The 17434-nt window shown below is 54.7% G+C and carries 14 protein-coding genes; 12 read left to right on the top strand and 2 right to left on the bottom strand.

All coding sequences use genetic code 11. From position 1 onward, the window contains the following. Positions 1-291 precede the first annotated feature (291 nt). The 10 genes from J5069_RS00300 (at position 292) to nifM (ending at position 12754) form a co-directional block, all read left to right on the top strand. Positions 292-4380: a hypothetical protein gene (locus tag J5069_RS00300; RefSeq protein ID WP_264641981.1), complete on the top strand. Its 4089-nt coding sequence runs from the start codon at positions 292-294 to the stop codon at positions 4378-4380. 176 nt (positions 4381-4556) lie between these two features. Continuing rightward, on the top strand, positions 4557-5930 hold the full coding sequence (gene nifE, locus J5069_RS00305) for a nitrogenase iron-molybdenum cofactor biosynthesis protein NifE (protein ID WP_264641982.1): 1374 nt from the start codon (positions 4557-4559) through the stop codon (positions 5928-5930). A gap of 10 nt (positions 5931-5940) precedes the next feature. Further along, the gene (gene nifN, locus J5069_RS00310) at positions 5941-7326 is read left to right on the top strand and encodes a nitrogenase iron-molybdenum cofactor biosynthesis protein NifN (RefSeq protein WP_264641983.1); all 1386 of its coding nucleotides are present in this window, start codon (positions 5941-5943) and stop codon (positions 7324-7326) included. After that, on the top strand, positions 7313-7780 hold the full coding sequence (locus J5069_RS00315) for a NifB/NifX family molybdenum-iron cluster-binding protein (RefSeq protein ID WP_264641984.1): 468 nt from the start codon (positions 7313-7315) through the stop codon (positions 7778-7780). Before nifN ends, J5069_RS00315 begins: the two co-directional genes overlap by 14 nt. Positions 7781-7994: 214 nt before the next feature. Next, positions 7995-8843: a Fe-S cluster assembly protein NifU gene (gene nifU, locus J5069_RS00320; RefSeq protein WP_264641985.1), complete on the top strand. Its 849-nt coding sequence runs from the start codon at positions 7995-7997 to the stop codon at positions 8841-8843. Positions 8844-8873: 30 nt separating this feature from the next. Next, positions 8874-10079 carry a cysteine desulfurase NifS gene (nifS, locus tag J5069_RS00325; protein ID WP_264641986.1) on the top strand — a complete coding sequence of 402 codons (1206 nt, stop codon included), beginning with the start codon at positions 8874-8876 and terminating at the stop codon, positions 10077-10079. 15 nt (positions 10080-10094) lie between these two features. After that, positions 10095-11288, top strand: coding sequence for a homocitrate synthase (nifV, locus tag J5069_RS00330; RefSeq protein WP_264641987.1), 1194 nt, complete (start codon positions 10095-10097; stop codon positions 11286-11288). Further along, entirely contained in the window at positions 11257-11514 is a 258-nt protein-coding gene (locus tag J5069_RS00335; protein WP_264629001.1) for a nitrogenase-stabilizing/protective protein NifW, read from the top strand. The genes nifV and J5069_RS00335 overlap by 32 nt, the downstream gene beginning before the upstream one ends. Further along, positions 11511-11954 carry a nitrogen fixation protein NifZ gene (locus J5069_RS00340; protein WP_264641988.1) on the top strand — a complete coding sequence of 148 codons (444 nt, stop codon included), beginning with the start codon at positions 11511-11513 and terminating at the stop codon, positions 11952-11954. Before J5069_RS00335 ends, J5069_RS00340 begins: the two co-directional genes overlap by 4 nt. Continuing rightward, positions 11954-12754 carry a nitrogen fixation protein NifM gene (gene nifM, locus J5069_RS00345; RefSeq protein WP_264641989.1) on the top strand — a complete coding sequence of 267 codons (801 nt, stop codon included), beginning with the start codon at positions 11954-11956 and terminating at the stop codon, positions 12752-12754. Before J5069_RS00340 ends, nifM begins: the two co-directional genes overlap by 1 nt. Here nifM and J5069_RS00350 read toward each other — a convergent pair. Continuing rightward, positions 12751-13164, bottom strand: coding sequence for a GNAT family N-acetyltransferase (locus J5069_RS00350; protein WP_264628439.1), 414 nt, complete (start codon positions 13162-13164; stop codon positions 12751-12753). The genes nifM and J5069_RS00350 overlap by 4 nt on opposite strands. Positions 13165-13309: 145 nt before the next feature. Further along, positions 13310-13843 carry a flavodoxin gene (locus J5069_RS00355; protein ID WP_264641990.1) on the bottom strand — a complete coding sequence of 178 codons (534 nt, stop codon included), beginning with the start codon at positions 13841-13843 and terminating at the stop codon, positions 13310-13312. A 392-nt stretch (positions 13844-14235) separates the two neighbouring features. Between J5069_RS00355 and nifL the strand changes: the two genes are divergently transcribed. Together nifL and nifA are read left to right on the top strand one after the other, a co-directional pair. After that, a complete protein-coding gene (nifL, locus tag J5069_RS00360) occupies positions 14236-15732 on the top strand; it encodes a nitrogen fixation negative regulator NifL (RefSeq protein ID WP_264641991.1) in 1497 nt (498 codons plus the stop codon). Continuing rightward, on the top strand, positions 15729-17297 hold the full coding sequence (gene nifA, locus J5069_RS00365) for a nif-specific transcriptional activator NifA (RefSeq protein ID WP_264641992.1): 1569 nt from the start codon (positions 15729-15731) through the stop codon (positions 17295-17297). The genes nifL and nifA overlap by 4 nt, the downstream gene beginning before the upstream one ends. The last annotated feature ends 137 nt before the right edge of the window (positions 17298-17434 follow it).

The raw sequence follows: 17434 nt of genomic DNA on the forward strand, positions 1-17434 counted from the left end.
CTCAAAATCCCCTGATTCTCGTTTAATAGTGAAAAACGCTAATCTTGCTCCTCACCGAGGATGAGCCCGCGCCGCGTTGCTATAGGTATCAGGGGGAACCTGATTCGTGAATTATCGCTTTTGTTCCATCAGCCGTGAGGAACAGGACGCTAGAGTGTTGACGTGACAATGCGCCGTATATTTACCCGCATGACCGAGTCGTAAATTCAGAACCTGTACCCGTTGCGAAAATCAATGTTAACTCCCTGTGTGACTATCCTCTTTTTAATAAACGTACAAGGAAAGTAGACCATGCCAGTAATATCAACCGCGTCTCCTTTACTCAATGCTGTTTTGCCTCTCAACGCTGAAGCAGAGAAAAAGCAACATTACAAAAATCATTCAGTTAATAGCCATCTCGTTTCAATAACCTCACCGTCTGATGCTGATGCCAGACATTTGAAAAAAAGCAGTGTCAGCGTTAGCTATAACCTGCTGAGTTGGTTGAAGGCATGGTGTCCAATTAAAAACACCCAAAAGGCCGCAGAAAATGATGAGCTCAGTGTCATGGGACCTTCATTATTACAGCAGGCAGAGGCTATTTCCGCTCAGCGTCATGAGGGGTTGGCACCTTTCTCACCACCGCCCTTAAGGCTGAGGGGGAAAGCCGGATGGCTTATGGGGGCAGGTATTTTGGCGGGTGCAACAGCGGGCACATTAACGTTGCGTCACAACGCAGCGCATCAGTCGAGCGGCGCCACGGACTGGCCCGCAGGCACGCGTACACTCGCTGCACCCGGCAATGATTCGATTGGAGAATATCATCACATTGAAAATATCGGGTATTTTGAACATATTCCTCCCGCGTTACAAAGTGCCAACCTTATCAGCGAATCGTACCTGCACCCAAACGAAAAAGATCATTCAAATTCTGATAATAACCATGACATAAGATCGGGTGTTATCGGGTTTTTGAAAAAGAATAATTTTCTGGATAAAAATGTAGTCAATAATCAAATCAAAAAAGAAGTTTTGGTCTCGGCGGTGGCTGAATATATTTATGGTGATGACGGTGATGGTGTTAAAACGCTAGCCAATAAAGAAATAAGCGTTGCCAAACATATTTTGGCGGAAACCGATCTCTACGGTGGAAGAAGAGGGGAGAGTATCTCTGCTGAATTTTCTCAGGCCGTAATCAGTCACTGGATGTTCAATCAGGTTCTCGGTATGTATCCGGGAGAGTATCTGGCGGATAAAATTAAATCTAACGACTACCCCTCCTATTTTACGGTCAGCAGCCTTAAGTACATTCTAGGATTGAATCAGATCTTTAATGATGGCCTGCTGAACTATCAAGAGATTCCTGCTGACCGCTGGGGGGAATTTAATAGCATGTGGTATTTATATGTAGAAAAAGAGATCCCCATGCTGAAATGGCCAGAAAAGAACATTGATAAAATTTCACTGGGGAGTCAGGTTTTTGCCGATCTCTATGCAGGGTCTGCCCTGTTAGATAAAACGCATGATTTGAAAAAATTCACCCTCAACGAAACGTTACAAATCGGAAGTGGGCTATGGGATATGGTGACCGACCAGGGCGCCGGCCTGGATAATATTGGCTATTTTTTGCTTCCCTCTCTCATTATTCCCGTGAGTAACCAGAAGAAACTGCCAGTCACCCGTGGACATTCATTCAGAACACAGGTTGCAGCTGTAGAGGATTATATTCATTATCGAAAAGAGGTAATGGCTATACAACAGGCGTTAACCAAGCAGTTTGAAAGATATACCTCCGCTGTCAATGCCTGGCTCAGTAAAGGAAAACTGGCTGATAAAATTATTGCTGATTGCCCTACATCGGAGCTGCCAGGGTTGCCTGATTTAGCCGATGGGATTCGCTCTAAGCAACAAATGCGTGAAAAAAAAGAAAAACAAGCCAAGCAGTTGTACTTGAATGAATTTGTAAAACCCTGCAAAAAAGCGCCAGAGAAACTCGATGATGAATATAATAAACTGACTCGCGAGGTGGTGAGCAGTTTTCAAAAACTCGATGAGAATATTATTTTTTCTTCGTTTGGTACGATTGATAGAACTGAAGCGGATTTTATTTTATCATCAGATGTAAAAATAAATCCCGTGCAGTTTTATATGCGCGCCGATCGTCCCGTTGCTTGTGTGCACGGCGTCTGCCGAATCACTGATTTTGATGTCAAGTTAAAAGACACCGATCTGTTTTCTGTAAATAAAGATAATCAGGAGAGAATTTATGCGTTGAAGAGGGTGATGAGTCATTCAACCTTTTCCTATCGACTTATCCGTGTCGATCGTGATATCAGAAAGTATATTAATAACGGGCTGCTCGATAATGGTTTTACTAAAAATTACGTGGTTGAGACAGATCGAGTAATCGACAGCGATAATTTTAATTTCAGCATCACTACGCTACGTTCCCCAATCGAAAATAATAATACCGATGCTCATCCTTTGATAGGCTATCTTTCCAAAAAACACAGTGATGATTTCTATCATCAGTTATATGCTTCCGGTAATGATAAATCCGGATTGCAAAAAGCGTGGGGTTTTGTCAAACACGTAATTCCTTTTTATGATTGTATTGAGGGTATTGTTAATAATGATGCCGCACAAGCGGTTCCCGCTTGTATGATGGATATTATTGGTCTGATTCCTGTCGCAGGGCAGGCGGCAAACATGGCAGGTAAATTTGGAACGGGGCTGGCAAAAGGCTTACGCTATGGAGGTAGGTCGCTAATGCGCGGAACGGTAGGTGATGCCGGAACTGTGCTGCTTAAGGAAATCAGACTCCCCCACGCAAATGAATTCCTCGGGTTAAGTAAAAGTGCATTGAGAGCCGTAGACCCGGGGTTCGAATTATTAAGTAAGGGCGGTAAATTGTTGGACCGCAAACTAGAATCTTTTCTGAGAATGAAACAGAGTAGTATCCCGTTAGCGGATAAAATGTCTTCTTTTCGCTCGGTGGAACCATTACCGTTAACCACCAAAGCCTACATGACCGCGCGTTTGCCTCATTCAGAGATTGAAGTACCCATACAAAAAGTAGGTGCGGATTTGCGCGGTGAATATTATTCATTGGTTAATCCTGAAACCGGCGGAATGTTTGGACGGCATTATCACCTATTAGACGACGGCAGGTTGAAACCTGTTGCAACGAGAATACATCAACAGAAAATCAGGCAAAAAAGCACAGTAGAAATAAACCGAATGGATCAAAACCATTTTCCTATGGCAGCCCATAGCCCTGCTATCGATATCACACACATCCCTCCGCTAAGGAAATTTTTGTCATCGTCTGCTTATCTTCCTCCTCATATGCAATTTAATCGCGCTCCCATTGTTCATCAGGGAATACAAAGGCATCTTTCTGACGATTTCACGCATATGGGGGTGGAGTTAAAAAATTTTGTTACCACCAACTATAACCAAAATGATGTCTATTTTGGCCGTTTTAGTCAGACTCCCGATGAAATTCCCGTGCGGTTTGCTCAATTGAAAAATAATCTTCAGCACTATAAAGAAGGTGTTTTATTGGCGAAGCACTGTGCCGATGCTTTGGAGTATGAATTTTCTCGTACGACGATGAGAAACATTCACGGTGAATTACAATTCGCCCCTAGGGGAAACAGGATTGAGTCCTATTTATCCAAAGTGATGAAACTGGATGAAATAGCAGATGCAAACATTGCTAAGATAATAAAGAAAGAAATGATGCAAAGACTGAGGTATCACACCGAAAAAATTAAAGATTATCTCAACAATGAGATTGATAATATCTATTTTGCCTCAAGTGACACTTATGCCCATCCTTATGTTTATAATCCTAATAGCCCAATGGGCTTTGTGGGCAAAGAGGATACTTTTAGACGAATCATTATTATGGTGGATAATTATCATGCCTCACCCCTACTCAGTACAAAATTACACCTTACGGCCTTACATGAGGCGTCACATTTTTCCGGAACACTCGATTTTCAGATTGCACCGTCAACCAGTTTGGTGGGCGATGCCAGTGAATTTATCGAAACGTTTAATGATGGATTGTTGGGGATCAATAACGAATACGTTCATATTGACGACGATTTTATCAATGCGTATCGGCGTGAATTCCCCCATATCGCCATTACTGAAGGCCAATTTAGAGAACTGCTCAAAAGGGATCCGGTGTTAAGAGCGAATGCCTTTATAGAGAATGCGGATTTTCTGGCAAGAATCATCTCCGATCTCGCCAGTCGCGCGCGCCACAATAGCGATATGTATCATCGGAGTAGGAGAGAAACTCAGTTACCTCGCTCGATGGTGTCCGTACTTCTCTACCGATTGATGATTGCCAGCATGAAATCGGTAACACCGGATGCCCACGTCTAAGGCTGATTCCGCCGCGCTGCACGGCGGTGTGTTGACGGGTTTTGCTCCTGTCTCTTTTACGTCATTGTCACGTTTGTTGCAAAGCGAACAATTGTATCATTATGAAATAAAGAGATTTATTCATGGCCCGCGAATTGCAATAGCGTCCTAAAGTCAACTGACATGACGAGGGCACTATGAAGGGGAATGACATTCTGGCGCTGCTTGATGAGCCCGCCTGTGAGCATAACCATAAACAAAAAACCGGGTGCAGCGCACCGAAACCCGGCGCCACGGCAGGGGGGTGCGCCTTTGATGGCGCACAGATCACCTTGCTGCCGCTGGCGGATGTCGCTCATCTGGTGCACGGCCCTATCGGGTGCGCGGGCAGTTCCTGGGATAATCGCGGCAGTCAGAGTTCCGGGCCAAGGTTGAACCGGCTCGGCTTCACCACCGATCTCAATGAGCAGGATGTAATCATGGGGCGCGGTGAACGGCGGCTGTTTCATGCCGTGCGCCATATCGTGGAACGCTACGATCCTGCCGCCGTTTTTGTCTACAACACCTGCGTTCCCGCGATGGAGGGTGATGATATCGATGCGGTGTGCCGTGCCGCAACCGTGGCAGTGGGCGTGCCGGTGATCGCCGTCGATGCCGCAGGGTTTTACGGCAGCAAAAATTTTGGTAACCGTCTGGCCGGTGAGGTGATGCTCAAGCAGGTGATCGGCACGCGCGAACCGGCTCCGTGGCCGGAAAGCAGCCCGATCCCTGTCGCGCAGCGTCACGATATCGGCTTAATTGGCGAGTTCAATATCGCCGGTGAGTTCTGGCATGTACATCCGCTACTCGACGAACTGGGCATTCGTGTGTTGGGCAATTTGTCCGGCGATGGACGCTTTGCCGAAATTCAGACCTTGCACCGCGCGCAGGCTAACATGCTGGTGTGTTCCCGCGCGCTCATCAACGTGGCGCGCAGTCTGGAGCAACGTTACGGCACACCGTGGTTCGAAGGTAGTTTCTACGGGGTACGTGCCATGTCTGACGCGCTGCGCCAGCTTGCCGCCCTGTTGCAGGACGATTCTCTGATGCAACGTACCGAAACGCTGATCGTTCGGGAAGAAGCCGCTGCGGAAAAGGCGTTGGCACCGTATCGCGCACGGCTTAAAGGGCGCAAGGCACTGCTCTATACCGGCGGTGTGAAATCCTGGTCGGTGGTATCGGCGCTGCAAGATCTCGGTATGACGGTGGTTGCTACCGGCACGCGGAAATCCACGCAGGAAGATAAAGCGCGCATCCGCGAACTGATGGGAGATGATGCCGTGATGCTTGATGAGGGCAATGCGCGCACCCTGTTGGACGTGGCCTATCGCTACGGTGCGGACATGATGATTGCCGGGGGGCGCAACATGTACACCGCCTACAAAGCGCGCATTCCGTTTCTTGATATTAATCAGGAGCGTGAGCACGCCTATGCGGGCTATCGCGGCATTGTCACGCTGGCAGAACAAATTTGCCTCACGTTGGAAAGCCCGGTCTGGCCGCAAACCCATCTCTCTGCCCCCTGGCGCTAAGGAGTACGCAATGGCTGACGTTATCCGTAATAAGAAACCCCTTGCCACCAGCCCTATCAAGAGCGGGCAACCGCTCGGTGCCATTCTGGCGAGTCAGGGCTTTGAGCAGAGCATTCCGTTGGTACACGGCGCACAAGGGTGCAGCGCTTTTGCCAAAGTGTTCTTTATCCAACATTTTCATGACCCGATCCCGCTGCAATCGACGGCGATGGACCCCACCACCACGGTGATGGGCGCGGATGGCAACATTATGACGGCGCTCAGCACCCTGTGTCAGCGCAATGCTCCTAAAGCCATCATATTGATCAGCACCGGGCTGTCGGAAGCGCAGGGCAGCGATCTGACGCGCGCGGTACGTGAATTTCGTGCAGAGCACCCGCGCTTTAAATCCACCGCTATTCTGACGGTGAACACGCCGGACTTCTATGGATCGCTGGAGAACGGGTTTAGTACCGTGGTGGAAAGTGTGATTGAACAATGGGTGCCGGAAAAGCCGCCGGCGGGCGTGCGCAACCGGCGCGTCAACCTGCTGCTCAGCCATCTGGTGAATCCCGGTGAAGTGGAACTGCTGCGCAGTTACGTTGAGGCATTCGGCCTGCAAGCGGTGATGGTGCCCGACCTGTCGTTGTCGCTGGATGGGCATCTTGCCAGCGGAGACTACCAGTCTGTGACGCAGGGCGGGACAACGCTGCGCGCTATCGAACAGATGGGGCAGAGTCTAAGCACCATCAGCGTGGGGCTGTCACTCCAGCGTGCTGCCGGGTTGATGGCGCAGCGTAGTCGCGGTCTGGCGCTAACCGTGCCGCATATGATGACGATGGCGACGGTGGATGCGGTGATCCATCATCTGCAACAACTCTCCGGGCGCGAGGTACCGGCATGGATTGAGCGCCAGCGTGGTCAGGTGCAGGATGCGATGATCGACTGCCATATGGCGCTACAGGGCAGAAAGGTGGCGCTGGCGGCCGAAGGCGATCTGCTGGCCGCGTGGAGCGATTTTGCACTGAGCCACGGCATGCAGCCGGGACCGGTGGTTGCTCCCGTCAGCCAGCCCGGATTGCTTTCTCTGCCGGTTGAACAGGTGGTGATTGGCGATCTGGAAGACATGCAGGATCTGCTGGTTAAACACCCGGCGGATATGCTGGTGGCGAACTCTCATGCCGCCGATCTGGCGGAACAGTTTGGTATTCCGCTGATACGCGCGGGCTTCCCGGTGTTCGATCGGCTGGGTGAATTTCGCAGGGTGCGACAAGGCTACGCCGGGATTCGGGATACCTTGTTCGAACTGGCGAACCTGATGCTGGAACACCATCATCCGGTCTCTGCCTATCACTCGCCGCTGCGTCAGCAATTTCGCAGCGCACCGCGTTCGGAGGTGGGGCATGCAACCTGTTAGCCGTCATCTTAGCACCATCAGTTCGGCCGTCTGGTCAATGCAGGTCGCCTTCGCCAGTTCGGATTACCACCATGTGGATCAGCATTTTGGTGCCACACCGCGGCTGGTGGTCTATGGCGTAAAACAAGATCAGGTGCGGCTGCTGAAGGTGGTGGATTTTAATGTGCAGCACGGCCATCAGGAAGAGAAGCTGGCGAGCCGTATCAACGCGCTGGAGGAGTGCGTAACGCTCTACTGTGTCGCCATCGGCGATGCGGTGTTTCGCCAACTGTTGCAAGTGGGGGTGCGCGCCGTGCGCGTGCCGCCGGAAACCTCTATCGCGCAACTGTTGCAGCAGATACAGCTGTGTTGGGCAGACAGCGAACAAAGTTCCCGTCGACGCCAGCGCGATCCGAACCGCTTTGTACACCTGCTGGCGGAATCCGAATGGCAGGATGAAGACGACGCCTGTTAAACGCTGACAAGATCGTCGCTTGTGCGACAAAACCGACATAAACCGCGACATTGGTCGCGGTTTTTTTTGCCCATTAAACCTTATCACATTGATTATAGGCGATTTTTGTGAGTGGTATCACATTTGCTAGTTCCTTGTGAACCCGTCCATGACGTGCGTGTGGGAGGAAGACGACCCGTGAGGCCTTCCCCCGTCACCCTAGGGAGCAAACAGCATGTGGAACTATTCCGAGAAAGTGAAAGACCATTTTTTTAATCCGCGCAATGCCCGCGTGGTGGAGCAGGCGAACGCGATCGGTGATGTCGGCTCGCTGAGCTGTGGCGATGCCTTGCGGCTGATGCTGCGGGTGGACCCGATAACCGAAACCATTTTGGAGGCCGGTTTCCAAACCTTTGGGTGCGGCAGCGCCATTGCCTCTTCGTCGGCGCTGACTGAGCTGATCATTGGCCGCACCTTGCAGCAAGCCGAGCAAGTGACCAACCAGCAGATTGCGGACTATCTCGATGGCTTGCCGCCGGAAAAAATGCACTGCTCGGTGATGGGACAAGAGGCTTTGCGCGCCGCCATTGCGCAATACCGTGGTGAAACGCTGGACGACGATCACGAAGAAGGCGCACTGATTTGCAAATGCTTTGCCGTGGATGAAGGGCAGATTCGTCGCGCGGTGATGACAAACGGGTTGACCACGCTGCAAGAGGTGATCAATTACACCAAAGCGGGCGGCGGGTGCACCGCCTGCCATGAAAAAATTGAACTGACGTTGGAAGCGCTGCTGGCTGAGCGAGATGCCGCTCCGGTAATGGCAGTGGCGGCAGCGGTGGTGGACGTTAAAGATCCCCAGTGGCGTCAGGTAGCGGATGCAGTGGCGGAATTGCGCCCGCATATTCAGGCGGATGGCGGTGACATGACGTTGCTCAACGTCAGCGGCCATCAGGTCACGGTCAGCCTGTCGGGAAGCTGTAGCGGCTGCATGATGACTGACATGACGTTGGCCTGGCTGCAACAAAAGCTGGTGGAGCGCACCGGGCGCTATATGGAAGTGGTTGCGGCACAGGCCGCGTGAGCTGACTGCGTATTCAGTGAGGCAACGAACATGAAAAATATCTATCTGGATAATAACGCCACCACCCGTCTCGATCCCATGGTGCTGGAAGCCATGATGCCCTTCCTGACGGATTACTACGGCAACCCCTCGTCGATTCACGATTTTGGTACGCCCTGTCGCGGGGCGCTAGAACGGGCGCGGCAGCAGGTCGCCAGCCTGCTCGGTGCGCGCCACGACAGCGAAATTATCTTTACCTCCTGTGCCACAGAGGCGACGTCTACGGCGATCCACTCTGCCGTTGCACTCGATGCCAAGCGGCGCGAAATCATCACCACCGCGGTAGAACACCCGGCGACGCTGGAAGTGTGTGAACATCTGGAGCGTCAGGGCTATACCATCCATCGCCTGGGCGTGTCGGCGCAGGGCGAACTGGATATGGCGCAGTATCGCGCCTTGCTAAGCGAACGCGTGGCGCTGGTGACGGTGATGTGGGCGAACAATGAAACCGGAGTGCTGTTTCCGGTGCGTGAGATGGCCGCGCTGGCCCATGAGCACGGCGCACTGTTTCATTGTGATGCGGTTCAGGCCGTCGGGAAGATCCCGATTGTGCTCTCCAGCAGCGAGATCGACATGCTCTCTTGTTCAGCGCATAAGATCCACGGGCCGAAAGGGGTGGGCTGTCTCTATCTGAAACGCTCCACCCGGTTCCGTCCGCTGCTGCGTGGCGGACATCAGGAGCGCGGGCGCCGCGCGGGCACGGAGAATATTGCCGGCATTGTCGGTATGGGCAGCGCCTGCGAACTGGCAGACGTGCATTTACCCATGATGACTGCGGCGGTTGCCCCGCTGCGCGATCGCTTACAGCACGCGCTGAGTCAGATCATCCCAAGCGTGATGGTGATGGGTGGGGAGCAACCGCGCACCCCTAACACGCTCAATATCGCCTTTGAGTTTATTGAAGGCGAAGCCATCCTGCTGCTGCTCAACCACGCTGGGATCGCCGCTTCCAGCGGCAGCGCCTGCACATCGGGTTCGCTGGAGCCTTCCCATGTGATGCGCGCCATGAGCATTCCTTACACCGCCGCTCACGGCAGCATCCGCTTCTCCCTGTCGCGCTATACCCGTGAAAAAGAGATTGACGGGGTGATCGCCGCGCTGCCGTCGATCGTCGAACGGTTGCGCACGCTCTCGCCCTATTGGCAGCAGGGAAAACCGCAGGCGACGGCGGGCGATTTTGCACCGACCTATGGCTGACACAGGGGAGAAAACATGGCGGATATGACGCTCAACGGCACGGTGATGATAAACGACACCACGCTGCGTGATGGGGAACAAAGCCCCGGTGTGGCGTTTCGCGCCAGCGAGAAGCTGGCGATTGCCGAGGCGCTGGTGGAGGCGGGCGTTCAAGAGTTGGAAGTCGGCACGCCTGCGATGGGTGGTGATGAGCGGGCGCGCCTGTCGGTGATCCGCCGTCGTTTGCCGGAAACCGTGATGATGACCTGGTGCCGGATGAACGCGCAGGAAATACAGCAAAGTGCAGATTTGGGCATGAACTGGGTCGATATTTCCATTCCGGCTTCCGATCGCTTACGCCAGCAAAAGCTGCGCCAACCGCTTGATGCCTTGTTACCGCAGCTTTGCCAATTGATCGAGCTGGCACGTCGGCAGGGGGTGCGCGTCTGCGTGGGGTGTGAGGATGCCTCTCGCGCCAGCGATGAAACCTTAGCCACGCTGGCGCAGGCGGCGCACGCTGCTGGCGCGCAGCGCCTGCGTTTCGCCGATACGCTGGGCGTGCTCGATCCTTTTACCACCTTCACCCGCATCAACGCCCTGCGGCAGGTTTGGGCAGGGCAAATCGAAATGCACGCCCATAACGATTTGGGGATGGCAACGGCAAATACGCTGGCGGCGGTCAAGGCGGGGGCGACGCATGTCAATACCACGGTGTTAGGGCTGGGCGAGCGCGCGGGCAATGCGGCGTTGGAAACGGTGGCGCTGGCGCTGGAGCGCTGTCTGAGATACGACAGCGGTATCCATTTTCCAATGTTGCCCGCACTGTGCCAACGGGTGGCGAACGCCGCGCAGCGCACGATCGATAAACAGCAACCGCTGGTGGGTGAGCAGGTGTTTACTCATGAGTCGGGGATTCACGTCGCGGCGCTGTTGCAGGACAGTGGCAGCTACCAGGAAATTGAACCGTCGCTGCTGGGACGGGAATATCGGCTGGTGCTGGGTAAGCACTCTGGACGGCAGGCGGTGGAAGGTATTTTTGCCCGACTTGGCTATCAGCCCGATGTGGCGCAGACCGCGGCGCTATTAACCGCCGTGCGCGAGTTTGCCGAAAGTACCAAGCGTAACCCGCTGGATTATGAACTGCTGGAGATGTTCCAGTCGCTGTGCGACAGCACGTTATTACCGGGGAGGCGGGACGATGGAATGGTTCTACCAACTGCCCGGCGTTGAAACGCTGGACAGCGCCGAGGCTTTTTTCAGGTTTTTCTCGGTTCCTTATGAAACCCAGGAACTTCAGGCGTGCAATCTGACGGTGCTCAGCGAGTTTCACCGTCGACTGCGCGCGGCGGTGCCGCTGCGCAATTCGTTGGAACTGGCGCCGGATGCTGATTGGCAACTGGCACGCCGTCTGTTGGCAGAGAGCTATCAGAGCAAACGGCCGGGAGCTCTATCATGATGGCGCGCTTCGAATTTGGTGATGCGGTGCGCGTGGTGCGCCCACTGCGCAATGACGGCACGGTGGCAGGGCTAAAACGCGGGGAGCTGCTGGTGCGGCGTGGCAGCATCGGCTATGTGCGCGAATGGGGCACCTTTCTACAGGACCAGCTGATTTATCAGGTGCATTTCCTCGAGGGAGACAAAATCGTCGGCTGCCGCGCACAGGAACTGATCGCCGCAGATGCCCCCTGGCACCGCGGCGAGTTTCAATACGGCGATTGGGTGGTTTGCCTGCACGCTCTGGCGGTAAACGGCGAGACGGTAGTCAGTGCGGGTCAGCAGGGACAGATTCAGGCGACCGATCAGGGCGAGCGCGGCGAATGTTACACCGTGGTGTTTGGTGAACGCTGGTTTCAGGTGCCCTCCAGCACGCTGGAACTGTGCGAGGAGACGTCCTGATGCTGGCCTGGCAGCGTTTTAGCCAGTGGCAACTGGCGCACAAACTGTGGAACAGCGCGCCTGATACGCTGCCACCCGAGCGCCAGCGCGCGCTGGAACGGCAACTGGCACCGCAGTTGCGCTTGGAGCAGGCCGTGGAGGAGGCGGCATTGCAACATCAGCCGACGCTTCCTGACGCCTTGACCCTTGCCGTAACCGATGCGCTGGCGGCTACGCTCGGCGAGGCGGGGTTCTCAGCGACCGATCGGCAGGCGGTGATTTTGCATCATACGTTGATGGAATGGCAGATGGCGCAGGTATCAGCGCGAGCAACTGAACCGACATCCTCAGAAGTGGACGACTGGTATCAGCAGCATGTAGATCGCTTTTGTCGCCCGGAGCAGCGACTGGCACGGCATCTGCTGCTGACGGTTGATGACGGAGAAGAGACGGTGGTGAAAGCGCAAATCCTGACGTTGCGGGACAAACTCACGCGTGAGGGTGAAACCTTTGCCGCGCTGGCGGCGCGTTACTCCCAGTGTCCGACGGCGATGGAAGGCGGCGTATTGGGCTGGGTCAGCCGAGGTTTGCTGTTTGCGCCGCTGGAACAGGCACTGTTTGCGCTGCCATCGGGCGCGTTGAGCGAGCCCGTGGCGACCGACCTCGGTTGGCATCTGTTGCAGTGCGAAGCGGTTCGGCCAGAAACACCGCTGGCACGGGAAGAGGCGTTGCCGAAAGTCTTTCAGCACCTGCTGCACCAGCGGCAAAAACAGCAGCAGCGGGCGTGGCTGCGCAGCCTGACCGATGCCTGGCGTGGCTAGCGCGTTTTGGTCATTTTCACATAGGCGACGCCCTCTTTGTGGCACACTTCGCCCGCCACCTGAAAGCCAAAACGCAGATAAAATTCCGTGGCGGTGAGTCGGGCGTTCAACATGATGTCATTGATGCCCTCCGCGTGGAGTTTATCTAACACCTGAGTTAACAGCCTGCTGCCATATCCCTGACGCTGAAAAGCGGCATCAGTGGCGAATTTGCGTATCTGCCGCGCTGTGTTGGTGAGTGGGAAAACAGAAAGACAGCTGACAAGCGTATCCTCCTGATAGAGCCCGTAATGCTGGGCCTGCTCATCGCCTTCCATACGCAGAAAATCGAGAGGGCGATCGGGCCACAACTCTTTTTGACGCAGTGGCAGACAGGTATCAACCGTGATAGGGCGGACAGTGATTGGCATGGTGTTCTCTTGCGGGGGCGTCGTCTCGGTGAGTATCAAGACTATGATGAAACCTGTAGGAGGGGAAAGCGGAAAATGCGGCGACGCTAAAAAAGACAAGGTGCATTTCGTCGTGGAGAAACACACCTTGTGCTCGATAACTGCATCAGGCGGCCAATGCGGTTTTTATCTGCTCAAGCCAACTGTCCAGTCGCTCTTCGGTCAGATCGTACTGGTTGTCCTGATCCAACGCTAACCCGACAAACCTGTCGTCAATCAGTGCGGCAGAGGTATTGAAATCATAACCTGCACTCGGCCAGGCACCGACCACGCGGGCTCCGCGATCGGTCACAGCGTCATACAACGCTTTCATGCCGCTGACAAAATTGTCTGGGTAGCCGACCTGATCGCCCAGACCGAACAGCGCAACGGTTTTGTCCGCCAGTTCCATGCCGGATAATCCGTCAATAAATTCCTGCCAGGACTCGCCTTCGCACCCGGCATCCATACCCGGTAGCTGTCCTTGCCCCAGCGTAGGCGTGCCGAGCAGCAGCACGGGATAGGACAGAAAACTGTCCAGCGTGGTTCGGTTGATATTGACCGGCGCGTCTGCCGCATCGCCCAGTTTTTGATGAATCAACTTGGCGATCTTGCGTGTTTTACCGGTATCGGTGCCAAAAAATATACCAATGTTCGCCATAACATGCTCCTGACTGACTCGATGAAAGTGGAAAAGCGGCGGTGGGTATCCGCACATTCTGGTGACTATCAGGGTGCGAAGATCGTGCCAGCTTTTGATAGGGTGCAGTTGGCGATAATTTGCACATTTATGGCGCAATATTGCACTATCAGTGACCGTTCTGGTGCTGATGCCACCCGAGAAAACAGGACAATGATCCAGGGAAAACGCTGCCAGCGCATGAAATGGCGAAAAAACCCGCATCAGGATCAATGTTCAGGCGAGTTAATGAATAAAAGGTGCAGTGTTTGCATGGTTATTCGCACCGGTAACAGGCCGGAGAAGGTTGTCGGATCGTGGCACAAATTGTTGCGAACCTGACATAACGGCGTCGGTTGTTGTAAGGATAAGCCATGACCATGAACCTGATGACGGAATCTTTCCCACTGGGGGAGATTGCCAGCCATTTATCGCGCCAGCATCCGGCGCTGTTTTCTACCGTGGTGGAGCAATCGTCGGTGGCCATTTCCTTAACGGACCCGCAGGCGCGCATTGTCTACACCAACCCGGCATTTTGTCGCTTGACCGGCTTTTCGCTGTCGCAGCTGCTTGGGGAGAATCACCGCGTGCTGGCGAGCCAGCAGACGCCGCGCGAGGTCTATCAGGAGATGTGGCATACCCTGCTGCAAGGAGAGGCCTGGCGCGGTCAACTGATCAACCGGCGCAGTGATGGCAGCCTTTATTTGGCGGATATCGACATCACCCCCATCGTGAATTCGCAGGGGGAGTTGGAGCACTATCTGGCCATGCATAAGGACATCAGCGCGCGCTATGCCCTCGAACAGCGGCTGCGTAACCACATGACGCTAACCACGGCGGTGCTGAACAATATCCCTGCGGCGGTGGTGGTGGTGAATGAAAACGACCGCGTGATCATGGATAACCTGGCGTACAAAACCCTGTGTGCCGATTGCGGGGGACAGGAACTGCTGGCGGTGCTGGATTACCACAATAATAAAGCGGCGCTGCGTGACGGTGTGCCGCAACCGGTGTCGGTGCGTGGCATGACGCGCTGGCTCACTGTGGGTATCTGGGCGCTGCCGGGCGTTAATGAAGAAGCCAGCCGCTATTTCACCGATAGCGCATTGCCGCGCACGCTGATTGTGATCACCGATTGCACCGAACAGCAACAACAGCAGCAGCAGGGGCAACTCGACCGATTAAAGCAGCAGATCACCAGCGGCACGTTGCTGGCGGCGATCCGCGAATCGCTGGATGCGGCGTTGGTGCAGCTTAACTGTCCGCTTAACATGCTGGCGGCGGCACGGCGTCTTAACGGTGAGGATCGCAGCAATGTGGCGCTGGAATCCGCCTGGCGTGAGGGCGAAGAGGCCGTGGCGCGCTTACAGGCTTGTCGTCCATCGTTGGCGTTTGAAGCGCCAGATGAATGGCCGGTTAAAACCCTGCTGGACGATCTCTGCGCCCTCTACCACACCCGTTTTAACGGCTTGCACTGCGTGTTGGCGTCGCCACACCTGACCGGATTTGGTCAGCGAACGCAGGTGCTGGCCTGCCTCAGTTTGTGGCTCGATCGTACGCTGGCATTGGCGACGGAGATTGTGCCCGCCGAGACCTTTCCTTTTTCACTGGCGGTACAGATCTACGCCCGGGAAGAAGGCGGCTGGCTATCACTCTACATTGAAGACAACGTCCCCTTGATGCAGGTGCGCTATGCCGCTGCGGCAGCTGCAACCATCAGCACACCGGGCAAAGGCATGGAGCTACGCTTGATACAAACGCTGGTGGCGCATCATCAAGGCGCTATCGATCTGACATCGCGTCCGGCAGGCGGTACGTGCCTTACGCTCCGCTTTCCCCTCTCTGCGGTTTTGACTGGAGGTGCAAAATGACTCGCGTACCTGATACCGGCACTGTGGTGTGGCGTTTCGATCTTTCACAGCAATTTACCGCGATACAACGTCTTAGCAGCGCCTTGAGCCGCTCAACCAATGTCCGTGAGGCGCTGCAATCCGTGCTGCGAATATTGCATGACGATGCCTTTATGCAACATGGCATGATCTGCCTTTATGATACCCAGCGCGGGGTGCTGGTGGTGGAAGCGCTGCACCAGGCAGATGAGCAGTTAATTGCCAGCGGCAGTCAGGTGCGCTATCGGCCCGGCGAAGGCTTAGTGGGCACCGTGCTGTCACAGCACCAACCGCTGGTGTTGCCGAGAGTGGCTGATGACCAACGCTTTCTCGATCGTCTTGGCTTGTACGACTACAACCTGCCGTTTATTGCGGTACCCCTGTTTGGCGTGGAGACCCAACCCATCGGGGTATTGGCGGCCCAACCGATGGCTCGCTATGAAGAACGGCTTCCGGCCTGCACGCGCTTTCTGGAAACAGTCGCCAATATGGTGGCGCAAACGGTGCGCCTGATGCAGCCTGCGCGTCCGGGGGCGGAAGCGCCAAGCCCTGCCGAGCGCGCTCCTGTCTGTGCCGCTGCTCCGCGCCCGTTCGGGTTTGAAAATATGGTCGGAAAAAGTGCCGCAATGCGCCAAACCATGGAGATTATCCGTCAGGTTTCACGTTGGGACACCACGGTGCTGGTGCAGGGAGAAAGCGGCACCGGTAAGGAGCTGGTGGCTAATGCCATTCATCACCATTCGCCGCGAGCCGCCGCACCGTTTGTGAAGTTCAACTGCGCTGCCTTGCCCGATAACCTGCTGGAAAGCGAACTGTTCGGCCATGAAAAGGGGGCATTCACCGGCGCAGTTCGCCAGCGTAAAGGCCGGTTTGAACTGGCGGATGGCGGTACATTGTTTCTGGATGAAATTGGTGAAAGCAGCGCCTCGTTTCAGGCCAAACTGCTGCGTATCTTACAAGAAGGCGAAATGGAACGGGTGGGGGGTGACGAAACCCTGCGGGTGAATGTGCGCATTATCGCCGCGACCAACCGCAATCTGGAGGAGGAAGTGCGTGCCGGCCATTTTCGTGAAGATCTCTACTATCGTCTGAACGTGATGCCGCTGGCGCTCCCGCCGCTGCGCGAACGTCAGGAAGATATCGCCGAACTGGCGCACTTTCTGGTACGTAAAATCGGGCAGCATCAAGGCCGTGCGTTGCGTATCAGCGACGGGGCAATCCGCATGCTGATGAGCTATAGCTGGCCGGGCAACGTGCGCGAGCTGGAAAACTGTCTGGAGCGCTCCGCTGTGATGTCGGAAAGTGGGCTGATCGACAGAGACGTCATTCTGTTCAATCACCGCGAAGCGGCCCCCAAGGCGAGCGTGGTGGCACCTGCGCACGAAGAGAGCTGGCTGGATCAATCGCTTGATGAGCGGCAGCGGCTGATTGCCGCGCTGGAGAAAACCGGCTGGGTGCAGGCCAAGGCGGCACGCCTGCTGGGCATGACACCGCGCCAGGTGGCCTACCGTATCCAGACGCTGGATATCAATATGCACCGCTTGTAATCACCCGCCCGTGTCGGGATTGTGGCATTAGAGACATTGTCGCGTCACTGCGACAATCCCGACAAAGCCTCTCTAAGCAAAAATATGATAATTCATTGTTTATAAATGTTTTTTATATTAAATCCAATCGGTACGGC

It is taken from the genome of Candidatus Symbiopectobacterium sp. NZEC127 (assembly GCF_025962675.1).
In the GTDB taxonomy this organism is placed as follows: Bacteria; Pseudomonadota; Gammaproteobacteria; order Enterobacterales; family Enterobacteriaceae; genus Symbiopectobacterium.